This window comes from Kitasatospora sp. HPM-01-4, assembly GCF_051374625.1.
Lineage (GTDB): Bacteria > Actinomycetota > Actinomycetes > Streptomycetales > Streptomycetaceae > Kitasatospora.
In genome coordinates this window covers 4,982,740-5,000,910 of the sequence record NZ_JBPQGP010000005.1, presented here as the reverse complement: position 1 = coordinate 5,000,910, position 18,171 = coordinate 4,982,740, and the positions used below count along the sequence as shown (strand labels likewise).

The 18,171-nt window shown below is 71.1% G+C and carries 15 protein-coding genes; all 15 read right to left on the bottom strand.

The genetic code is table 11. The features are described 5' to 3' along the window. Positions 1-150: 150 nt before the first annotated feature. On the bottom strand, positions 151-813 hold the full coding sequence (locus ACSMTC_RS21775; RefSeq protein WP_436561386.1) for a LuxR C-terminal-related transcriptional regulator: 663 nt from the start codon (positions 811-813) through the stop codon (positions 151-153). 241 nt (positions 814-1,054) lie between these two features. After that, positions 1,055-2,068, bottom strand: a complete 1,014-nt coding sequence (locus ACSMTC_RS21770) for a polyprenyl synthetase family protein (RefSeq protein WP_436561385.1) — start codon at positions 2,066-2,068, stop codon at positions 1,055-1,057. A gap of 298 nt (positions 2,069-2,366) precedes the next feature. Further along, on the bottom strand, positions 2,367-4,004 hold the full coding sequence (nuoN, locus tag ACSMTC_RS21765; protein ID WP_436561384.1) for an NADH-quinone oxidoreductase subunit NuoN: 1,638 nt from the start codon (positions 4,002-4,004) through the stop codon (positions 2,367-2,369). Next, the gene (locus tag ACSMTC_RS21760) at positions 4,001-5,617 is read right to left on the bottom strand and encodes an NADH-quinone oxidoreductase subunit M (RefSeq protein WP_436561383.1); all 1,617 of its coding nucleotides are present in this window, start codon (positions 5,615-5,617) and stop codon (positions 4,001-4,003) included. The genes nuoN and ACSMTC_RS21760 overlap by 4 nt, the downstream gene beginning before the upstream one ends. 151 nt (positions 5,618-5,768) lie before the next feature. Next, positions 5,769-7,667 carry an NADH-quinone oxidoreductase subunit L gene (nuoL, locus tag ACSMTC_RS21755; protein WP_436561382.1) on the bottom strand — a complete coding sequence of 633 codons (1,899 nt, stop codon included), beginning with the start codon at positions 7,665-7,667 and terminating at the stop codon, positions 5,769-5,771. A gap of 16 nt (positions 7,668-7,683) precedes the next feature. Next, positions 7,684-7,983 (bottom strand): NADH-quinone oxidoreductase subunit NuoK, encoded by a 300-nt coding sequence (gene nuoK / locus ACSMTC_RS21750; RefSeq protein ID WP_436561381.1) that lies wholly within the window; start codon positions 7,981-7,983, stop codon positions 7,684-7,686. Further along, the gene (locus ACSMTC_RS21745) at positions 7,980-8,840 is read right to left on the bottom strand and encodes an NADH-quinone oxidoreductase subunit J (protein WP_436561380.1); all 861 of its coding nucleotides are present in this window, start codon (positions 8,838-8,840) and stop codon (positions 7,980-7,982) included. Before ACSMTC_RS21745 ends, nuoK begins: the two co-directional genes overlap by 4 nt. Beyond that, a complete protein-coding gene (nuoI, locus tag ACSMTC_RS21740; protein WP_436564761.1) occupies positions 8,837-9,391 on the bottom strand; it encodes an NADH-quinone oxidoreductase subunit NuoI in 555 nt (184 codons plus the stop codon). The genes ACSMTC_RS21745 and nuoI overlap by 4 nt, the downstream gene beginning before the upstream one ends. A gap of 63 nt (positions 9,392-9,454) precedes the next feature. After that, the gene (gene nuoH, locus ACSMTC_RS21735; protein ID WP_436561379.1) at positions 9,455-10,789 is read right to left on the bottom strand and encodes an NADH-quinone oxidoreductase subunit NuoH; all 1,335 of its coding nucleotides are present in this window, start codon (positions 10,787-10,789) and stop codon (positions 9,455-9,457) included. Continuing rightward, positions 10,789-13,320, bottom strand: a complete 2,532-nt coding sequence (locus ACSMTC_RS21730; protein ID WP_436561378.1) for an NADH-quinone oxidoreductase subunit G — start codon at positions 13,318-13,320, stop codon at positions 10,789-10,791. Before ACSMTC_RS21730 ends, nuoH begins: the two co-directional genes overlap by 1 nt. Beyond that, entirely contained in the window at positions 13,317-14,675 is a 1,359-nt protein-coding gene (gene nuoF / locus ACSMTC_RS21725) for an NADH-quinone oxidoreductase subunit NuoF (RefSeq protein WP_436561377.1), read from the bottom strand. Before nuoF ends, ACSMTC_RS21730 begins: the two co-directional genes overlap by 4 nt. Further along, positions 14,675-15,427 carry an NADH-quinone oxidoreductase subunit NuoE gene (gene nuoE / locus ACSMTC_RS21720; protein WP_436561376.1) on the bottom strand — a complete coding sequence of 251 codons (753 nt, stop codon included), beginning with the start codon at positions 15,425-15,427 and terminating at the stop codon, positions 14,675-14,677. Before nuoE ends, nuoF begins: the two co-directional genes overlap by 1 nt. Then, positions 15,424-16,767 carry an NADH-quinone oxidoreductase subunit D gene (locus tag ACSMTC_RS21715; RefSeq protein ID WP_436561375.1) on the bottom strand — a complete coding sequence of 448 codons (1,344 nt, stop codon included), beginning with the start codon at positions 16,765-16,767 and terminating at the stop codon, positions 15,424-15,426. Before ACSMTC_RS21715 ends, nuoE begins: the two co-directional genes overlap by 4 nt. Further along, positions 16,767-17,567, bottom strand: a complete 801-nt coding sequence (locus ACSMTC_RS21710) for an NADH-quinone oxidoreductase subunit C (RefSeq protein WP_436561374.1) — start codon at positions 17,565-17,567, stop codon at positions 16,767-16,769. The genes ACSMTC_RS21715 and ACSMTC_RS21710 overlap by 1 nt, the downstream gene beginning before the upstream one ends. Next, positions 17,564-18,118 (bottom strand): NuoB/complex I 20 kDa subunit family protein, encoded by a 555-nt coding sequence (locus tag ACSMTC_RS21705; RefSeq protein WP_436561373.1) that lies wholly within the window; start codon positions 18,116-18,118, stop codon positions 17,564-17,566. The genes ACSMTC_RS21710 and ACSMTC_RS21705 overlap by 4 nt, the downstream gene beginning before the upstream one ends. Positions 18,119-18,171: the final 53 nt, after the last annotated feature.

The window sequence follows — 18,171 nt, the reverse complement described above, 5'->3', positions numbered from 1 at the left end:
CGCCAGCTCGCCGCTGAGCCTCTCCCACTGGTAGTTACGTGGTCAGCGCTCGATGGGATGGCCCATCCTCAAGATCAAGATTACTCCTCCGGGGCCGGGCGCCGGCCTCCCGGATCCGCCGCCGGGGCCGGCCCTCCCGACCGCCGGGGATCAGCCCTCGAGGTACGTCAGCACGGCCAGCACCCGGCGGTGGTCCTCGGGGCTCTGCGCCAGGCCGAGCTTCTGGAAGATGTTGCTGACGTGCTTCTCCACCGCGCCGTCCGAAACCACCAGCTGCTTGGCGATCGCCGTGTTGGTCCGCCCCTCGGCCATCAGGCCCAGCACCTCGCGCTCGCGCGGGGTCAGGCCCTCCAGCACGTCGCCCTTGCGGCTGCGGCTGAGCAGCTGCTGCACCACCTCCGGGTCCAGCGCGGTACCACCGCCGGCCACCCGGACCACCGCGTCCACGAACTCGCGGACCTCGGCCACCCGGTCCTTCAGCAGGTAGCCGACGCCCCGGGTGGAACCGGCCAGCAGCTCGCTCGCGTAGCGCTCCTCCACGTACTGCGAGAGCACCAGCACGCCCAGGTCCGGGTAGAGGCCGCGGAGGGCCACGCAGGCGCGGACACCCTCGTCGGTGTGGGTCGGGGGCATCCGCACGTCCGCCACCACCACGTCGGGGAGGGCGCCCGCGGTCGCCAGCTCCTGGACGGTGCGCAGCAGCGACTCCCCGTCGCCCACACCGGCCACGACCTCCAGCCCGCGGTCGGTGAGCAGGCGGGTCAGGCCCTCCCGCAGCAGGACCGAGTCCTCGGCGATGACGACGCGCAGCATTCTGGCTTGGCCCTTCGGGTCGGAGAGGTTCTTCAGCGGGCCGGCGGGTTCACGTCCCGGGGCGCGGGCAGCCGTGCGGGGCGGACGGCCCTGCGGTCCGAGCGGCCCGTGGGCGGGTCGCACCTCGCCCCACCGGGCGGGACGGTACCGGGAAGCGCACGGCACGGGGGCTTCCGCTCCGCACGCCGCGGCGCCGGTGTCCTCCCGGGCGGCGGGTCGGTCACACCGGTCGAGGGGTCGGTCACATCGTGCGGATGGCGACCGAGTCGCAGAGCCCCTGGAGGGCGTCCTTGGCCGAGCAGTCCGGGAGCGGGGCCAGCAGGGCGCGGGCCTCCTCGGCGTAGCGCAGCGTCTCACGGCGCGCCCGCTCCAGCGCCGGGTGCCGCCGGAGCAGCCGGAGGGCCTCGGCGTGCAGCTCGTCGTCCGCGGCGAGGTCGAGGGTGAGCAGCTCGCGCAGGCGCACGTCCGAGGGGTCGGCCGGGTCCACCGGGGTCTGCTGGAGCAGCAGGACCGGCAGGGTGGGCACGCCCTCGCGCAGATCGGTGCCGGGGGTCTTGCCGGACTCGTCGCCGTCGCTGGCGATGTCCAGGACGTCGTCGGCGAGCTGGAAGGCAGTGCCGATCTTCTCGCCGTACTGGGTGAGGGTGTCGACGATCCAGTCCTCGGCGCCGGCCATCAGCGCGCCGAAGCGGCAGGAGACGGCGATCAGCGAGCCGGTCTTGCCCGACATGACGTCCAGGTAGTGCTGGAGCGGGTCGTCGTCGGGGCCGGGGCCCGCGGTCTCCAGGATCTGGCCGGTGACGAGCCGTTCGAAGGCGTCGGCCTGGATCCGGACGGCCTCGGGGCCGAGCTCGGAGAGCACCTGGGAGGCGCGGGAGAACAGGAAGTCGCCGGTGAGGATGGCGACCGAGTTGTCCCAGCGGGAGTTGGCGCTGGGGGCGCCCCGGCGGACGGGGGCCTCGTCCATCACGTCGTCGTGGTACAGGGTGGCCAGATGGGTCAGCTCGACCACCACGGCGGAGGTCACCACACCGGCCGCGTTCGGGTCGCCGAACTGCGCGGCCAGCATGACCAGCAGGGGGCGGAAGCGCTTGCCGCCGGCCTGGATCAGGTGACTGGCGGTGATCGTGATGAACGGCACGTGGCTCTTGACCGTCTCGGTCAGTGCGCGCTCCACGGCGTCCAGGCCGGCCTGGACGTCGCGGGTCAGATCGCGGTCCTGCACGGTCAGCCCGAAGGGCCCCACGACGGTCACGAAGACCACTCCTGTCCCTGGTCGATCTAGCGGCCTGGTCCCTGAGTGCCGCCGCTGGCCTACAAGGAGGGTATCCGGTCGTGAGTGGATCACCAGCACGGGCATGGGCCCCTGTTGCGCGTGGCCCCTCGCCCCCGTCCGACGGCCGGGTGGCACCCCCGCCCGTTGGCGGGGCGGGGCGGGAGAACGGCCGGGGCCCGCGGCGGTGTGCCGCGGGCCCCGGCCGGGTGGTGTGTCAGCGGGTGTGGAACTGTTGACGGACCGGTGGGGAACCGGTGAGGAACCAGCGGACGGACCGTTAACGGACGAAGAACGAGGCCTTGCTCGCGAGGTCCAGGAAGTACTGCGGCGCGAGTCCGAGGACCAGCGTGACCAGGACGCCGAGGCCGATCGCGGTGGCGGTCAGCGGGCTGGGCACGGCCACGGCCGGACCGCCGGCCTTCGGGTCGGAGAAGAACATCAGCACGATGACCCGGATGTAGAAGAAGGCCGCGATCGCCGAGCTCAGCACACCGACGATCACCAGCGGGGTCGCCCCGCCCGCCGCCGCGGCCTGGAAGACCGCGAACTTCCCGGTGAACCCGCTGGTCAGCGGGATGCCGGCGAAGGCCAGCAGGAAGAGCGCGAAGACCGCCGCCACCAGCGGCGAGCGGCGTCCGAGCCCGGCCCAGCTGGACAGGTGGGTGGCCTCGCCCTTGGAGTCGCGGACCAGGGTCACCACCGCGAAGGCGCCGAGGGTGACGAAGGAGTACGCGAGCAGGTAGAAGAGCACCGCGCCCAGGCCCTGCCGGTTGGTGGCGATCACACCGGTGAGGATGAACCCGGCGTGCGCGATCGAGGAGTACGCCAGCAGCCGCTTCACGTCCTGCTGAGTGACCGCCAGGATCGCGCCGGCCACCATGGTGAGGATCGCCACCGCCCACATGACGGGCCGCCAGTCCCACTTGAGGCCGGGGAAGGCCACGTAGAACAGCCGCAGGAAGGCGCCGAAGGCCGCCGTCTTGGTGGCGGCCGCCATGAAACCGGTGACCGGGGTCGGCGCGCCCTGGTAGACGTCCGGGGTCCAGGCGTGGAACGGCACCGCACCGACCTTGAACAGCAGGCCGACCGAGAGCATCGCCAGGCCGATCAGCAGCAGCACGTCGTTCTGGGTGGTGACCGCCAGCGCGGGTGTGACCGGGGCGACCCCTGACACCACGTCCGCGATGTCGCCGAGCTGGACGCTGCCCGCGTAGCCGTACAGCAGCGCGATGCCGAACAGGAAGAACGCCGAGGCGAAGGCGCCCAGCAGGAAGTACTTGACCGCCGCCTCCTGGGAGAGCAGCCGGCGGCGCCGGGCCAGGGCGCAGAGCAGGTAGAGCGGGAGGGAGAGGACCTCCAGCGCCACGAACATGGTCAGCAGGTCGTTGGCCGCCGGGAAGAGCAGCATCCCGCCGACCGCGAACAGGGTGAGCGGGAAGACCTCGGTGGTGGTGAACCCGGCCGTGGTCGCCTGCCGTTCCTGCTCACCCCCGGGTACGGCGGCGCCCTGGGCGGCGAAGGCGTCCACCCCGTGCCCGTTCAGGCGCGGCTCCAGACGGCGCTCGGCGTACATCAGCACGGTGACCACCGAGGAGAGCAGGATCACGCCCTGCAGGAAGAGCGCCGGGCCGTCGATGGCGACCGCGCCCATCGCCAGCAGTCCGGACCTGGTGGTGGCGTGCCCCTGGGCGGCGAGCACCACCACGGCGGCGAAGGCGCCGCCCAGGCCCAGCAGGGAGACGGCCACCTGGGCGACGTAGCGGTGGCGGCGGGGCAGGAAGGCCTCCACCAGGACGCCCGCGATCGCGGCGCCGAAGACCACCAGCATCGGGGAGAGCTGGCCGTACTCGATGTGCGGGGCCGGGATGCTGGGGCTGTTGCCGCCAGCGGCGGCGAGCCACAGGGACTGGCTCACTTGTGCTCACCTCCGGTGGTGGCGGCGACCGGGTGGGCGGGCGCCGGGTCGGTCTGGTGGACCTGGGAGAGCGTGGCGTTCACCGCGGGGTTGACGAGGTCGGTGAGCGGCTTGGGGTAGACGCCGAGGAACAGGGTGAGCGCCACCAGCGGTGCCACCACCAGGAGTTCGCGCAGCCGCAGGTCGGCCATGCCCTCGACCCCGGCCTTGACCGGGCCGGTCATGGTGCGCTGGTAGAGCAGCAGCGCGTACAGCGCGGCGAGCACGATGCCGAAGGTCGCGATGACGCCGACCGCCGGGTACTTGGCGAAGGTGCCGACCAGGACCAGGAACTCGCTGACGAAGGGCGCCATCCCCGGCAGCGAGAGCGTGGCCAGGCCGCCGATCAGGAAGGTCCCGGCCAGCACCGGGGCGACCTTCTGCACCCCGCCGAAGTCCGAGATCAGCCGCGAGCCCCGGCGGGAGATCAGGAAGCCCGCGACCAGCATCCACACGGCGGTGGAGAGGCCGTGGTTGACCATGTAGAGGGTGGCGCCGGACTGCCCCTGGCTGGTGAAGGCGAAGATGCCCATGATGATGAAGCCGAAGTGCGAGATCGACGCGTACGCCACCAGCCGCTTGATGTCCTTCTGACCGACCGCCAGCAGCGCGCCGTAGACGATCCCGACCAGCGAGAGCACCAGGATGTACGGGCCGAAGGTGCGGGAGGCGTCCGGGAAGAGGCCGAGGCAGAAGCGGAGCATCGCGAAGGTGCCGACCTTGTCGACGACCGCCGTGATCAGCACCGCGACCCCTGCGGTGGACTCGCCCATCGCGTTCGGCAGCCAGGTGTGCAGCGGCCAGAGCGGGGCCTTCACCGCGAAGGCGAAGAAGAAGCCCAGGAAGAGCAGCTTCTCCGCGGTCGGGTCGATCACCAGCTTGCCGCCGGCGATGGCGTCGGTGAGCACCGGCAGGTCGAAGGTGGCCTGGCCCTGGTCCTGCGCGATCACGTACAGGCCGATCACGGCGGCCAGCATGACCAGGCCGCCGAGCAGGTTGTAGAGCAGGAACTTCACGGCCGCGTAGGAGCGTTGGGCGCCGGAGTCCGCACCGCCCGCGCGGTCGCCGAAGCCGCCGATCAGGAAGTACATCGGGATCAGCATGGCTTCGAAGAAGACGTAGAAGACGAAGACGTCGGTCGCCAGGAAGGAGACCAGCACCATCGCCTCCACCGCCAGGATCAGGGCGAAGAAGCCCTGGGTGCGGCGGACGTTCTCGAAGGTGCCGTCGGGGGTGCGGACCGGGTCCGCGTCGTTCCAGGAGGCCAGCATGACGATCGGGACCAGGACGGCGGTGAGCAGCGCGAGCACCACCGCGATGCCGTCCACCCCGAGCGAGAAGCCGATCCCGAAGCTGCGGATCCAGGGGTGGGACTCGACGAGTTGGTAGCGCGGCCCGCCGGGCCTGAAGCTCGCGGCGGCGGCGGCGGTCAGCGCCAGGGTGGCCGCCGAGACGGCCAGCGCGACACCCTTGCTGGTACGGCGGCGGGCCTCGGAGGAGCCGGCCGGCAGCGCCGCGGTGAGCACCGCGCCGACGGCCGGGACGGCGCAGGTCGCGGTCAGCAGGTAGCTCATGGCCGTCCTTCCCGTTCCCGCCCCGAGCCGAAGGGCGCGCCGGTGCCGTAAGGGAGGAACGAGGAAGCGAGCGACGAAGGAGGGAGCGCGGGAGCGACGACTGTCGGCGCCGGGTTGGAGCGCCCGGAGGCGAGCGGGCGAGTAGCAGTCATCAGACGGACCTCATCAGGAGAGTGGTGGCGGCCAGCAGCAGCGCACCGCCGAACATCGAGAGCGCGTAGGAGCGGGCGAACCCGGTCTGGATCCGGCGCAGGCGGCTGGAGAGGCCGCCGATGGTGGCGGCCAGGCCGTTGACGAAGCCGTCCAGGCCCTTGCTGTCCAGGTAGACCAGCGCGGCGGTGAGCCCGGCGCCGGGGCGGACCAGGACGGCGTGGTTGAAGTCGTCCTGGAGCAGGTCGCGGCGGGCCGCCCGGGTGAGCGGCGAGCCGACCGGCGGAGCGACCGGGACGGGCGAGCGCCCGTACATCAGGTACGCCAGGCCCACGCCCGCCAGCATGCACAGGGTGGTGAGCAGGGTGACGGTGAGCGGCTGCAGCGGCGAGTGGCCCTCCGAGTGGCCGGTGACGGGCTCCAGCCACTTCAGGAACGCGCTGTTCAGGGCGAACAGTCCGCCCGCGAACACCGAGCCGACGGCCAGCAGGATCATCGGGACGGTCATCACGGCGGGCGACTCGTGCGGGTGCGGCTCCTGGCCGGTCTCCGCCGAGGGCTGCCAGCGCTTCTCCCCGAAGAAGGTCATGACCATCACCCGGGTCATGTAGAACGCGGTGACGGCGGCGCCGACCAGTGCGCACAGGCCGAGGATCCAGCCCTCGGTGCCGCCCTTGGCGAAGGCCGCCTCGATGATCTTGTCCTTGGAGAAGAAGCCGGACAGGCCGGGGAAGCCGATGATCGCCAGATAGCCGAGGCCGAAGGTCACGAAGGTCACCGGCATGTACTTGCGCAGGGCGCCGTAGTGGCGCATGTTCACCTCGTCGTCCATGCCGTGCATGACCGACCCGGCGCCGAGGAAGAGCCCGGCCTTGAAGAAGCCGTGGGTGACCAGGTGCATGATGGCGAAGGCGTACCCGATCGGGCCGAGACCGGCCGCCAGCACCATGTAGCCGATCTGCGACATGGTGGAGCCGGCCAGCGCCTTCTTGATGTCGTCCTTGGCGCAACCCACGATCGCACCGAAGAGCAGCGTCACCGCGCCGACCGCCACCACGGCGGTCTGCGCGTCGGGGGCCAGGTTGAAGATGGCGGCCGACCTGGTGATCAGGTAGACCCCGGCGGTCACCATGGTGGCCGCGTGGATCAGGGCCGAGACCGGGGTCGGGCCCTCCATCGCGTCGCCGAGCCAGGACTGCAGCGGCACCTGGGCGGACTTGCCGCAGGCCGCGAGCAGCAGCATCAGGCCGATCGCGGTCAGCTTGCCCTCGCTCGCCTGTCCGGCGGCCCCGAAGACGGGCCCGAAGGCGAAGCTGCCGAACTCGGTGAACATCAGCATGATCGCGATCGACAGGCCCATGTCGCCGACCCGGTTGACGATGAACGCCTTCTTGGCGGCCGTCGCGGCGCTCGGCTTGTGCTGCCAGAACCCGATCAGCAGGTACGAGGCGAGGCCGACGCCCTCCCAACCGACGTACAGCAGCAGGTAGTTGTCGGCGATGACAAGCAGCAGCATGGCTGCCAGGAAGAGGTTGAGGAAGCCGAAGAAGCGGCGGCGCTTCTCGTCGTGGGCCATGTAGCCCACCGAGTAGAGGTGGATCAGGGTGCCGACGCCGGTGATCAACAGGACGAAGGTGACGGACAGTTGGTCGAGCTGGAAGGAGACGTCGGCCTGGAAGCCGTTCACCGGGATCCAGCTGAACAGGTGCTGGTGCACCGCCCGCGCCTCGGCCCGCCGTCCCAGCATGTCCGCGAACAGCACGGCGCCGAAGACGAAGGAGAGCGCGGCGGCCAGCGTGCCCAGCCAGGGCCCGGTCCGGTCGAAGGACCGGCCGCCGAGCAGCAGCAGGGCCGCACCGGCCAGCGGAGCCGCGACCAGCAGCGGAATGAGTGAGTTCACGTGTTGGGCCCTCCGCCTACAGCTTCATCAGGTTGCTGTCGTCGACCGAAGCGGAGTGCCTGGTCCGGAAGATGCTGACGATGATGGCGAGGCCGACCACGACCTCGGCCGCCGCGACCACCATGGTGAAGAAGGCGATGATCTGGCCGTCCAGGTTGCCGTGCATCCGCGAGAAGGTGACCAGGGCCAGGTTGGACGCGTTGAGCATCAGCTCGACGCACATGAACAGCACGATCGCGTTCCGCCGGACCAGTACGCCGCTCGCGCCGATGGTGAACAGCAGTGCGGCCAGGTAGAGGTAGTTGACGGGATTCACGTCTCGTCCTCCTCCTTCTTCGGAGCCTTCTTGGGGACCGTCTCCAGTGCCTTGTGCGGCCCGGTGACCGGCGGGCGGGCGGACGGCGGGCGGCCCAGCCAGTCGGCGGTGGCGGACTCCAGCTCGGCCATCCGCCGCAGCATCTCCTGGCTGACGTCGCGGATCTGGCCGCGCTCGCGCAGGGTGCCCATCACGGAGTCCTCGGCGACGGTGCCGTCCGGCAGCAGGGCCGGGACGTCCACCGCGTTGTGCCGGGCGTAGACGCCGGGGGCGGGCAGCGGCGGCACCTGGATGTTGTCCCTGATCCGCTGGGCGGCCAGCTCGCGCTGGGTGCTGCGGGCCCTCACCCGTTCACGGTGGGTCAGCACCATGGCGCCGATCGCGGCGGTGATCAGCAGGGCGCCGGTGACCTCGAACGCCCAGACGTACTTGGTGAACAGCAGCCTGGCCAGCCCCTGCACATTGCCCTCGGCGTTGGCCTCGGCCAGCCCGGTGAAGTGCCCCAGCTTCGCGTTGGCGATGCCCGCGATCAGCAGCACACCGAAGCCGAGGCCGCAGAGCGCGGCGGCGATCCGCTGGCCCTTCAGCTGCTCCTTCATCGAGTCCGCCGAGGTGACGCCGACCAGCATCACCACGAACAGGAAGAGCATCATGATCGCGCCGGTGTAGACGACGATCTGCACCACGCCCAGGAACACCGCGCCCTGCGCCAGGTAGCAGACGGCCAGCGCCAGCATGGTCGCCGCCAGGCAGAGCGCGCTGTGCACGGCCTTCCTCATCAGCAGCATCCCGAGCGCACCGCCGACCGCGACCACGGCCAGCACCCAGAACTGGACGGCCTCTCCGGTGGAGGTCACGACCGCACCTCCCGGTCCCGTGCCGTGCGCTCCTGCTGCTCCGTGCCCGGCGCGGCGGCGGTGATCTCGCCCCGGTAGTACGCGCCCTCGTCGGCGCCCGGGTAGATGGCGTGCGGGGTGTCGACCATGCCCTCGCTCAGCCCCACCAGCAACTGCTCCTTGGTGAAGATCAGGTCCGCGCGGGAGTCGTCGGCCAGCTCGTACTCGTTGGTCATGGTGAGCGCCCTGGTCGGGCAGGCCTCGATGCACAGCCCGCACAGGATGCAGCGGGCGTAGTTGATCTGGTACACCGCGCCGTAGCGCTCACCGGGCGAGTAGCGCTCCTCGTCGCGGTTGTCCGCGCCCTCGACGTAGATCGCGTCGGCCGGGCAGGCCCAGGCGCAGAGTTCGCAGCCGACGCACTTCTCCAGGCCGTCCGGGTGCCGGTTCAGCTGGTGGCGGCCGTGGAAGCGCGGCGCGGTGGGCTTGTGGTACTCCGGGTACTGCTCGGTCAGCCGCTTCTTGAACATGGCCTTGAAGGTCACGCCGAAGCCTGCGGCCGGTCCGAGCATCGACGGCCTGGCCGTCGGCTCGGGCCCGGTGGTCCTGTCAGTCCTGTCGTCCGACATCCCGGTTCAGCTCCCTTCGGAATGGTCGGGCCCGTTGAGGGCGTCCTGGAGTTGCGGGGCCCGGCTGCGGCGGCGCGGTACGGGCGGAAGCTGCTGGCCCGGCAGCGGCGGCACGGGATAGCCGCCGGCCATGGGGTCGAACTCCCCGCCCGGCGGGGCCCCGTGGTCGGCTGCCGCGGGCTCGGGCTGCTTGCGGACGAAGTCCCGCAGCAGTGCCAGCAGGAGGATCACCCCGATCGGCGCGCCGACGTAGAGCACCACCTGGCCGAAGTCGTAGCCCTCGTTGCGCAGCGCCCGGACACTGGCCACCATCACCAGCCAGACCAGCGAGACGGGAAGCAGCACCTTCCAGCCCAGCTTCATGAACTGGTCGTAGCGGAGCCTGGGCAGGGTCCCGCGCAGCCAGATGAAGAAGAACAGCAGCAGCTGGATCTTGACGACCATCCACAGCAGCGGCCACCAGCCGTGGTTCGCCCCGGGCCAGAAGCCGGAGACCGGCCACGGTGCCCGCCAGCCGCCCAGGAAGAGGGTGCTGGCGACGGCGGAGACGGTGACCATGTTGACGTACTCGGCCAGCATGAACATCGCGAACTTCAGCGAGGAGTACTCGGTGTTGAAGCCGCCGACCAGCTCGCCCTCGGCCTCGGGCAGGTCGAAGGGGGCGCGGTTGGTCTCACCGACCATCGCGATGATGTAGACGACGAACGAGACCGGCAGCAGCACCGCGAACCAGGTCGGCTCCTGGGAGGCGACGATCTGCGAGGTGGACATCGAGCCCGAGTAGATGAACACCGCCGCGAAGGACAGCGCCATCGCGATCTCGTAACTCACCATCTGGGCCGCCGAACGCAGACCGCCGAGCAGCGGATACGTCGAACCGGAGGACCAGCCCGCCAGCACGATCCCGTAGATGCCGACCGAGGCCACCGCCAGGATGTAGAGCAGGGCGATCGGCAGGTCGGTGAGCTGCATCGGGGTACGGGTCCCGAAGACGGACACCTCGTCGTCGGCCGGGCCGAACGGGATCACCGCGAAGGCCATGAACGCCGGGATCGCGCTGACGATCGGCGCCAGCACGTAGACCACCTTGTCGGCGTGCTTGACGACCAGGTCCTCCTTCAGCGCCAGCTTCACGCCGTCGGCCAGCGACTGGAGCATGCCCCAGGGCCCGTGCCGGTTGGGGCCGATCCGCAGCTGCATCCAGGCGACGACCTTGCGTTCCCAGACGATCGCGATCAGCACCGTGAGCACCAGGAAGGCGAAGCAGAACACCGCCTTCAGCAGGACCAGCCACCACGGGTCGCGGCCGAAGAAACCGAGGGTTTCGTACGCGGCAAGCATCATGACTCCTCCGCGGGGACTGCCGGGTCCGAGACGGCGAGGGCCGAGTCGGCCGCGGCGATGGTGACCAGGTGGCCGACCGTGGTGCCGAGCGTGCGATGGGCACCGCCAGGAGTGGAGTTCAGCGGTAGCCAGACGGTGCGGTCGGGCATCGCCTCGGTGACCTCCAGCGGCAGGACCAGCGAACCGGACGGTCCGGTGACCCGGACGGCCCGGACGGCGCCGATCTCCTCGGCGGTGGCCGCCGAGAGCCGGACCACGGCGGCGTGCCGGGTACCGGCCAGATGCTCGTCGCCCTGCTGCAGGGTGCCGTTGTCCAGCAGCAGCCGGTGGCCCGCGAGCACCGCCTGCCCGCCGGCCGGACGGGGCAGCGCGGCGGGGTGCGCGGCCGGCGCGGCCGGGCACTCGCCCGCCCACGGCGCGAAGCGGTCCAGCTCCAGCCGGGCGGCCCGGACGTCCGGCAGGCCCAGCGGCCGGCCGATCGCGTCCGCCAGCATGTCCAGCACCCTTACGTCCGAGAACAGTTGACTACGCATCAGCTGGTCGGCCTTGAGCGCGGCCTCGAACATCCGCACCCGGCCCTCCCAGTCCAGGAAGGTGCCGGCCTTCTCCGCCACCGCGGCCACCGGCAGTACCACGTCGGCCCGTTCGGTGACGGCGGACGGACGCAGCTCCAGCGACACCACGAACGGCACCCGGGCCAGCGCCTCCCCGGCCAGCGCCGGGTCGGCCAGATCGTCCAGGCCGACGCCGCCGACCAGCAGCGCGTCCAGCTCGCCGCGTGCGGCGGCGGACAGGATCCGGTCGGTGTCCCGGCCCAGCGGGGCCGGGAGTTCGGCCACACCCCAGAGGGCGGCGGCGTCGGACCGGGCGGCCGGGACGGACACCGGACGGCCGCCGGGCAGCAGCCCGGGCAGCGCGCCGGCCTCGATCGCCCCCCGCTCCCCCGCCCGGCGCGGCACCCAGGCCAGCCGGGCCCCGGTCTCCCGCGCGAGCCGCACCACGGCGGTCAGCGCACCGGGCAGCGACGCCAGCCGCTCACCGGCCAGGATCACCGCGCCGGGGCTGCGCAGCGCGTCGGCGGCGCGGCCGGCGTCATCCGTGAGCACCGCCTCCTGGCTGCTCGCCCGCTCGCCTCCGGGCACTTCGGCAGCGGCTCGGGGCGCGGCCAACGCAGTCAGCCACTCCGCCTCGGTGCCGGGCGCGGCGGGCAGCAGCGCACCGTGCAGCTTGGCCAGCCCCCGGGAGGCGTGCGAGGCGATCGAGAAGACCTGGAGTCCCCTGGCACGGTTGGCCTTCCGCAGCCGCAGGAAGACGATCGGCGACTCCTCCTCGGCCTCGAAGCCGACCAGCAGCACGGCGGGCGCCGCCTCGAGTTCCCGGTACGACAGCCCGGTTCCGTCCAGGTCCACCCCGTGCCCGGCGACCACCGAGGCCAGGAAGTCCGCCTCCTCACCGCTGTGCGGCCGTGAGCGGAAGTCCACGTCGTTGGTGCCGAGCACCACCCGGGCGAACTTGGCGTAGCCGTACGCGTCCTCGACCGTCACCCGGCCGCCGGTGAGCACCGCGGCCCGCGCCCCGCGCAGCCCCTCGGCGGCGCGCTCCAGCGCCTGGGGCCAACTGGCGGGCACGAGTTCGCCGTTCTCGGCGCGTACCAGGGGCGTGGTGATCCGGTCCGGCGACTGGGCGTAGCGGAAGGCGAACCGGCCCTTGTCGCAGTTCCACTCCTCGTTCACCTCGGGCTCGTCGCCCGCCAGGCGGCGCAGCACCTTGCCCCTGCGGTGGTCGGTGCGCTGAGCGCAGCCGGACGCGCAGTGCTCGCAGACGCCGGGCGAGGAGACCAGGTCGAACGGGCGGGAGCGGAACCGGTAGGCCGCCGAGGTCAGCGCGCCGACCGGGCAGATCTGGATGGTGTTGCCGGAGAAGTACGACTCGAACTCGTCGCCGTCCCCGATGCCCACCTGCTCCAGCGCACCGCGCTCCAGCAGCTCGATGAACGGGTCCCCGGCGATCTGCTGCGAGAAGCGGGTGCAGCGGGCGCAGAGCACACAGCGCTCCCGGTCCAGCAGCACCTGGCTGCTGAGCGGGATCGGCTTGGCGTAGGTGCGCTTCATGCCCTCGAAGCGGGAGTCCGCCTGGCCGTTGGTCATCGCCTGGTTCTGCAGCGGGCACTCGCCGCCCTTGTCGCAGATCGGGCAGTCCAGCGGGTGGTTGATCAGCAGCAGCTCCATCACGCCGCGCTGCGCCTTCTCGGCGACCGGCGAGCTGAGCTGGGTGTGGACCACCATGCCCTCGGCCACCGGGATGGTGCAGGAGGCGACCGGCTTGCGCTGGCCCTCGATCTCCACGATGCACTGGCGGCAGGCACCGGCCGGATCCAGCAGCGGGTGGTCGCAGAAGCGCGGGATCTGGGTGCCGATCTGCTCGGCGGCGCGGATCACCAGGGTCCCCTTGGGGACCTGGACCTGGACGCCGTCGATGGTGAGCGTGACGAGGTCGGTGGTTGTCTCGGTCCCGGTGGTGGCACTCACGCGTGCACCTCCCTCTCGGTGGCGGACGGGTGGGCGTCCAGCCGGTCGGCCCAGACCGTGGCGGCCGCCGGGTCGAAGGGGCAGCGCCGCTCGGCGAGGTGCTGCTCGTACTCGGCGCGGAAGTACTTGAGTGAGGAGGCGATCGGGCTGGCGGCGCCGTCGCCGAGGGCGCAGAAGGACTTGCCGTTGATGTTGTCGGCGATGTCCGCGAGCTTCTCCAGGTCGCCCTCGACGCCGTCGCCCGCCTCGATCCGTTTGAGCAGCTGGACCAGCCAGTACGTCCCCTCGCGGCACGGGGTGCACTTGCCGCAGGACTCGTGGGCGTAGAACTCGGTCCAGCGGGTGACCGCCCGGACCACGCAGGTGGTCTCGTCGAAGATCTGCAGCGCCTTGGTGCCGAGCATCGAGCCGGCCGCGCCGACGGCCTCGTAGTCGAGCGGGACGTCCAGGTGCTCGTCGGTGAACATCGGCGTCGAGGAGCCGCCCGGGGTCCAGAACTTGAGCCGGTGCCCGGCCCGCACTCCCCCGCTGATCTCCAGCAGCTGGCGCAGGGTGATGCCGAGCGGCGCCTCGTACTGGCCGGGGTTGGTGACGTGCCCGGAGAGCGAGTAGAGCGTGAAGCCCGGGGACTTCTCGGTGCCCAGCGTCTTGAACCAGTCCTTGCCGCGCGCCAGGATCGACGGCACGGAGGCGATCGACTCGACGTTGTTGACCACCGTCGGGCAGGCGTAGAGACCGGCGATCGCCGGGAACGGCGGCCGCAGGCGCGGCTGGCCGCGCCGTCCCTCCAGCGAGTCCAGCAGCGCCGTCTCCTCACCGCAGATGTACGCCCCGGCGCCCGCGTGCACGGTGATGTCCAGGTCGGTCCCCGAGCCGAGGATGTTCCGGCCCAGGTACCCGGCTTCGTACGCCTCGGCGACCGCCGCGTGCAGCCGGCGCAGCACCGGGACGACCTCGCCGCGCAGGTAGATGAACGCGTGGTCGCAGCGGATCGCGTACGAGGCGATGACCATGCCCTCGATCAGCGAGTGCGGGTTGGCGAAGAGCAGCGGGATGTCCTTGCAGGTGCCCGGCTCGGACTCGTCGGCGTTGACCACCAGGTAGTGCGGCTTGCCGTCGTTCTGCGGGATGAACTGCCACTTCATCCCGGTCGGGAAGCCCGCGCCGCCGCGTCCGCGCAGCCCCGAGTCCTTGACCAGGGCGATCACGTCGTCCGGGGGCATGGCGAGGGCCGCCTGGAGGCCCTGGTAGCCGTCGTGGCGGCGGTAGGTGGCCAGCGTCCAGGGACGGGTGTCGTCCCAGGACGCGGTCAGCACCGGCGAGAGCAGCTTCTCGGCCGGCTCCACGGAGGTCATCACGCGTCCGTCCCTTCGTGCCGGGGGGAGACCACCTTGGTTCCCGAAGTACCGGGCAGCGCCTCGCCCCTGGCGAGCCTGAGCCCGGCCAGCGAGGGCGCACCGCCCGCACCGGACTCGTCCACCGCGTCGGCCCGCTCGTCGGGGAAGCCGGCCAGTATCCGCGCGGTCTCCCTGAAGCCGCACAGCCGGGCGCCCCGGGTGGGCCGCACCTCGTCACCCGCACGCAGCCGGTCCACCAACTGCCGTGCGCTCTGGGGGGTCTGGTTGTCGAAGAACTCCCAGTTGACCATCACCACGGGCGCGTAGTCGCAGGCCGCGTTGCACTCGATGTGCTCGATGGAGATCGCGCCGTCCTCGGTGGTCTCGTTGTTCTCGATCCCGAGGTGTTCCTTGAGCTCGGCGAAGATCTGGTCGCCGCCGAGCACCGCGCAGAGCGTGTTGGTGCACACCCCGACGTGGTAGGTCCCGGCCGGGCGGCGGCGGTACATGGTGTAGAAGGTGGCGACGGCGGTGACCTCGGCGGTGGTGAGCTCCAACTGCTCGGCGCAGAAACGGATTCCGGTCGCGCTGACGTAGCCCTCCTCGGCCTGCACCAGGTGCAGCAGCGGCAGCAGCGCGGAGCGGGCGACGGGGTAGCGGGCGATCAGTTCGCGCGCGTCCGCCGCCAGCCGGTCGTGCACCTCGGGCGGGTACGGCTTGGCCGGCAGCGCCGGCAGGCCGAGTTCGACGCTGCCCTGAGAATCGGTCACCGGTCCACGCCTCCCATCACCGGGTCGATCCCGGCCACCGCGACGATCACGTCGGCCACCTGGCCGCCCTCGCACATCGCCGCCATCGACTGCAGGTTGGTGAACGAGGGATCGCGGAAGTGGACGCGGTAGGGCCGCGTGCCGCCGTCGCTGACCACGTGCACCCCGAGCTCGCCCTTGGGCGACTCCACCGCCGCGTACGCCTGCCCGACCGGGACCCGGAAGCCCTCCGTCACCAGCTTGAAGTGGTGGATCAGGGCCTCCATCGAGGTGCCCATGATCTTGCGGATGTGGTCGAGCGAGTTGCCCAGTCCGTCCGGGCCGACCGCCAGTTGGGCGGGCCAGGCGATCTTCTTGTCGGCGACCATCACCGGCCCCGGCCGCAGCCGGTCCAGGCACTGCTCGACGATCCGCAGCGACTGCCTGATCTCCTCCAGCCGGATCAGGAACCGCCCGTAGGAGTCGGCGCTCTCGGCGACCGCCACCTCGAAGTCGTAGTCCTCGTACCCGCAGTAGGGATCGGTCTTGCGCAGGTCGTGCGGCAGTCCGGTGGCGCGCAGGATCGGTCCGGTGGCGCCGAGGGCGAGGCAGCCGGGCAGGTCGAGGAAGCCGACGTCCACCAGGCGGGCCTTGAACACCGGGTTGTCGGTGGCGAGTTTGTCGTACTCGTGCAGCCGCGAGCGCAGCAGCCGGACCGCCTCGCGGGTCTGGTCGATGGCCCCGGGCGGCAGGTCCTGGGCCACCCCGCCGGGCCGGACGTACGCGTGGTTCATCCGCAGTCCGGTGACCAACTCGAAGACGTCCAGGATGACTTCGCGGTCCCGGAAGCCGTAGATCATCAGCGTGGTGGAGCCGATCTCCATACCGCCGGTGGCCAGGCAGACCAGGTGCGAGGAGATCCGGTTGAGCTCCATCATCAACACCCGGATGACGTTCGCCCGTTCGGGGACGTCGGCGCCGATGCCGAGCAGCTTCTCGACGGCCAGGCAGTACGCGGTCTCGTTGAACAGCGGCGTCAGGTAGTCCATCCGGGTCACGAAGGTGGTGCCCTGGACCCAGTTGCGGAACTCCATGTTCTTCTCGATGCCGGTGTGCAGGTAGCCGATGCCGCAGCGGGCTTCCTTCACCGTCTCGCCGTCGATCTCCAGGATCAGCCGCAGCACCCCGTGGGTGGACGGGTGCTGGGGACCCATGTTGACGATGATGCGCTCGTCGTCGGCGCGCGCGACGGCCTCGGCCACCTCGCCCCAGTCGCCACCGGTGACGGTGAAGACCCGGCCCTCGGTGGTCTCCCTGGCAGCCGCCTCGTGTTCGGCCCCGTGCTCGGATTGGATTGGCATCAGCTGTACGACCTCCGCTGGTCGGGTGCCGGGATCTGGGCGCCCTTGTACTCGACGGGGATGCCGCCGAGCGGGTAGTCCTTGCGCTGCGGGTGGCCCAGCCAGTCGTCCGGCATCATGATCCGGGTCAGCGCCGGGTGGCCCTCGAAGACCAGCCCGAAGAAGTCGTACGCCTCGCGCTCGTGCCAGTCGTTGGTCGGGTAGACGCTCACCACGGACGGGATCCGCGGGTCGGCGTCCGGTGCGCTGACCTCCACCCGCAGCAGCCGGCCGTGGGTGATCGAGCGCAGGTGGTACACCGCGTGCAGCTCGCGCCCGCTGTCGTGCGGGTAGTGCACGCCGCTCACGCCGAGGCAGAGTTCGTAGCGCAGCGCCGGGTCGTCGCGCAGGATCCGCACCGCCCTCAGCAGGTGCTCGCGGGCGATGTGGAAGGTGAGTTCGGCCCGGTCCACGACGGTCTTCTCGATCACGTCCGCCGGATCGAGCCCCTGCTCCTCCAGCGCGCCCTCGAACTCGTCGGCCACCTCGTCGAAGCCGTGACCGTACGGGCGGGTGCTCGCGGGGGGCAGCGCGATCGGGGCGGCGAGGCCGCCGAAACCGGAGGTGTCGCCGGTGTCCTTGGCGCCGAACATGCCCTGGCGCTTGCCGATCACCTCGACCGGGAGCTCGGTGCGGGTGGCGGGGACGTCGGCGCCGCCCGCACCGGTGTCCTTGGCGGTGCCGCCCGCGCCGGTGTCCTTGGCAGTGCCGCCCGCGCCGGTGTCCTTGGCGGTGCCGCCCGCACCGTTGGTGTCGCTCATCGCAGCAGCCCCCGCATCTCGCTGGTCGGGGTGGCCCGCAGGGCGAGCTCCTCGGCCGCCTCCTGGGCGCGGCGCTTGTTCACACCGAGCTGCTCGTGCTGGATCTTGTCGTGCAGCTTGAGGATCGCGTCCATCAGCATCTCCGGACGGGGCGGACAGCCCGGCAGGTAGATGTCCACGGGAACGATGTGGTCGACACCCTGGACGATCGCGTAGTTGTTGAACATCCCGCCCGAGGAGGCGCAGACGCCCATCGAGATGACCCACTTCGGGTTGGCCATCTGGTCGTACACCTGGCGCAGCACCGGGGCCATCTTCTGGCTCACCCGACCCGCCACGATCATCAGATCCGCCTGCCGGGGCGATCCCCGGAAGACCTCCATGCCGAACCGGGCCAGGTCGTAGCGGCCGGCCCCGGTGGTCATCATCTCGATCGCGCAGCAGGCCAGTCCGAAGGTGGCCGGGAAGAGCGAGGCTTTGCGCACCCACCCCGCCGCGGTCTCCACGGTGGTGAGCAGAAAGCCGCTCGGCAGCTTCTCCTCGATACCCATCAGATCCCTCTCAGTCTTCTCAAGTCCGGTGGCTTGTCCCCCCGTTCACAAAC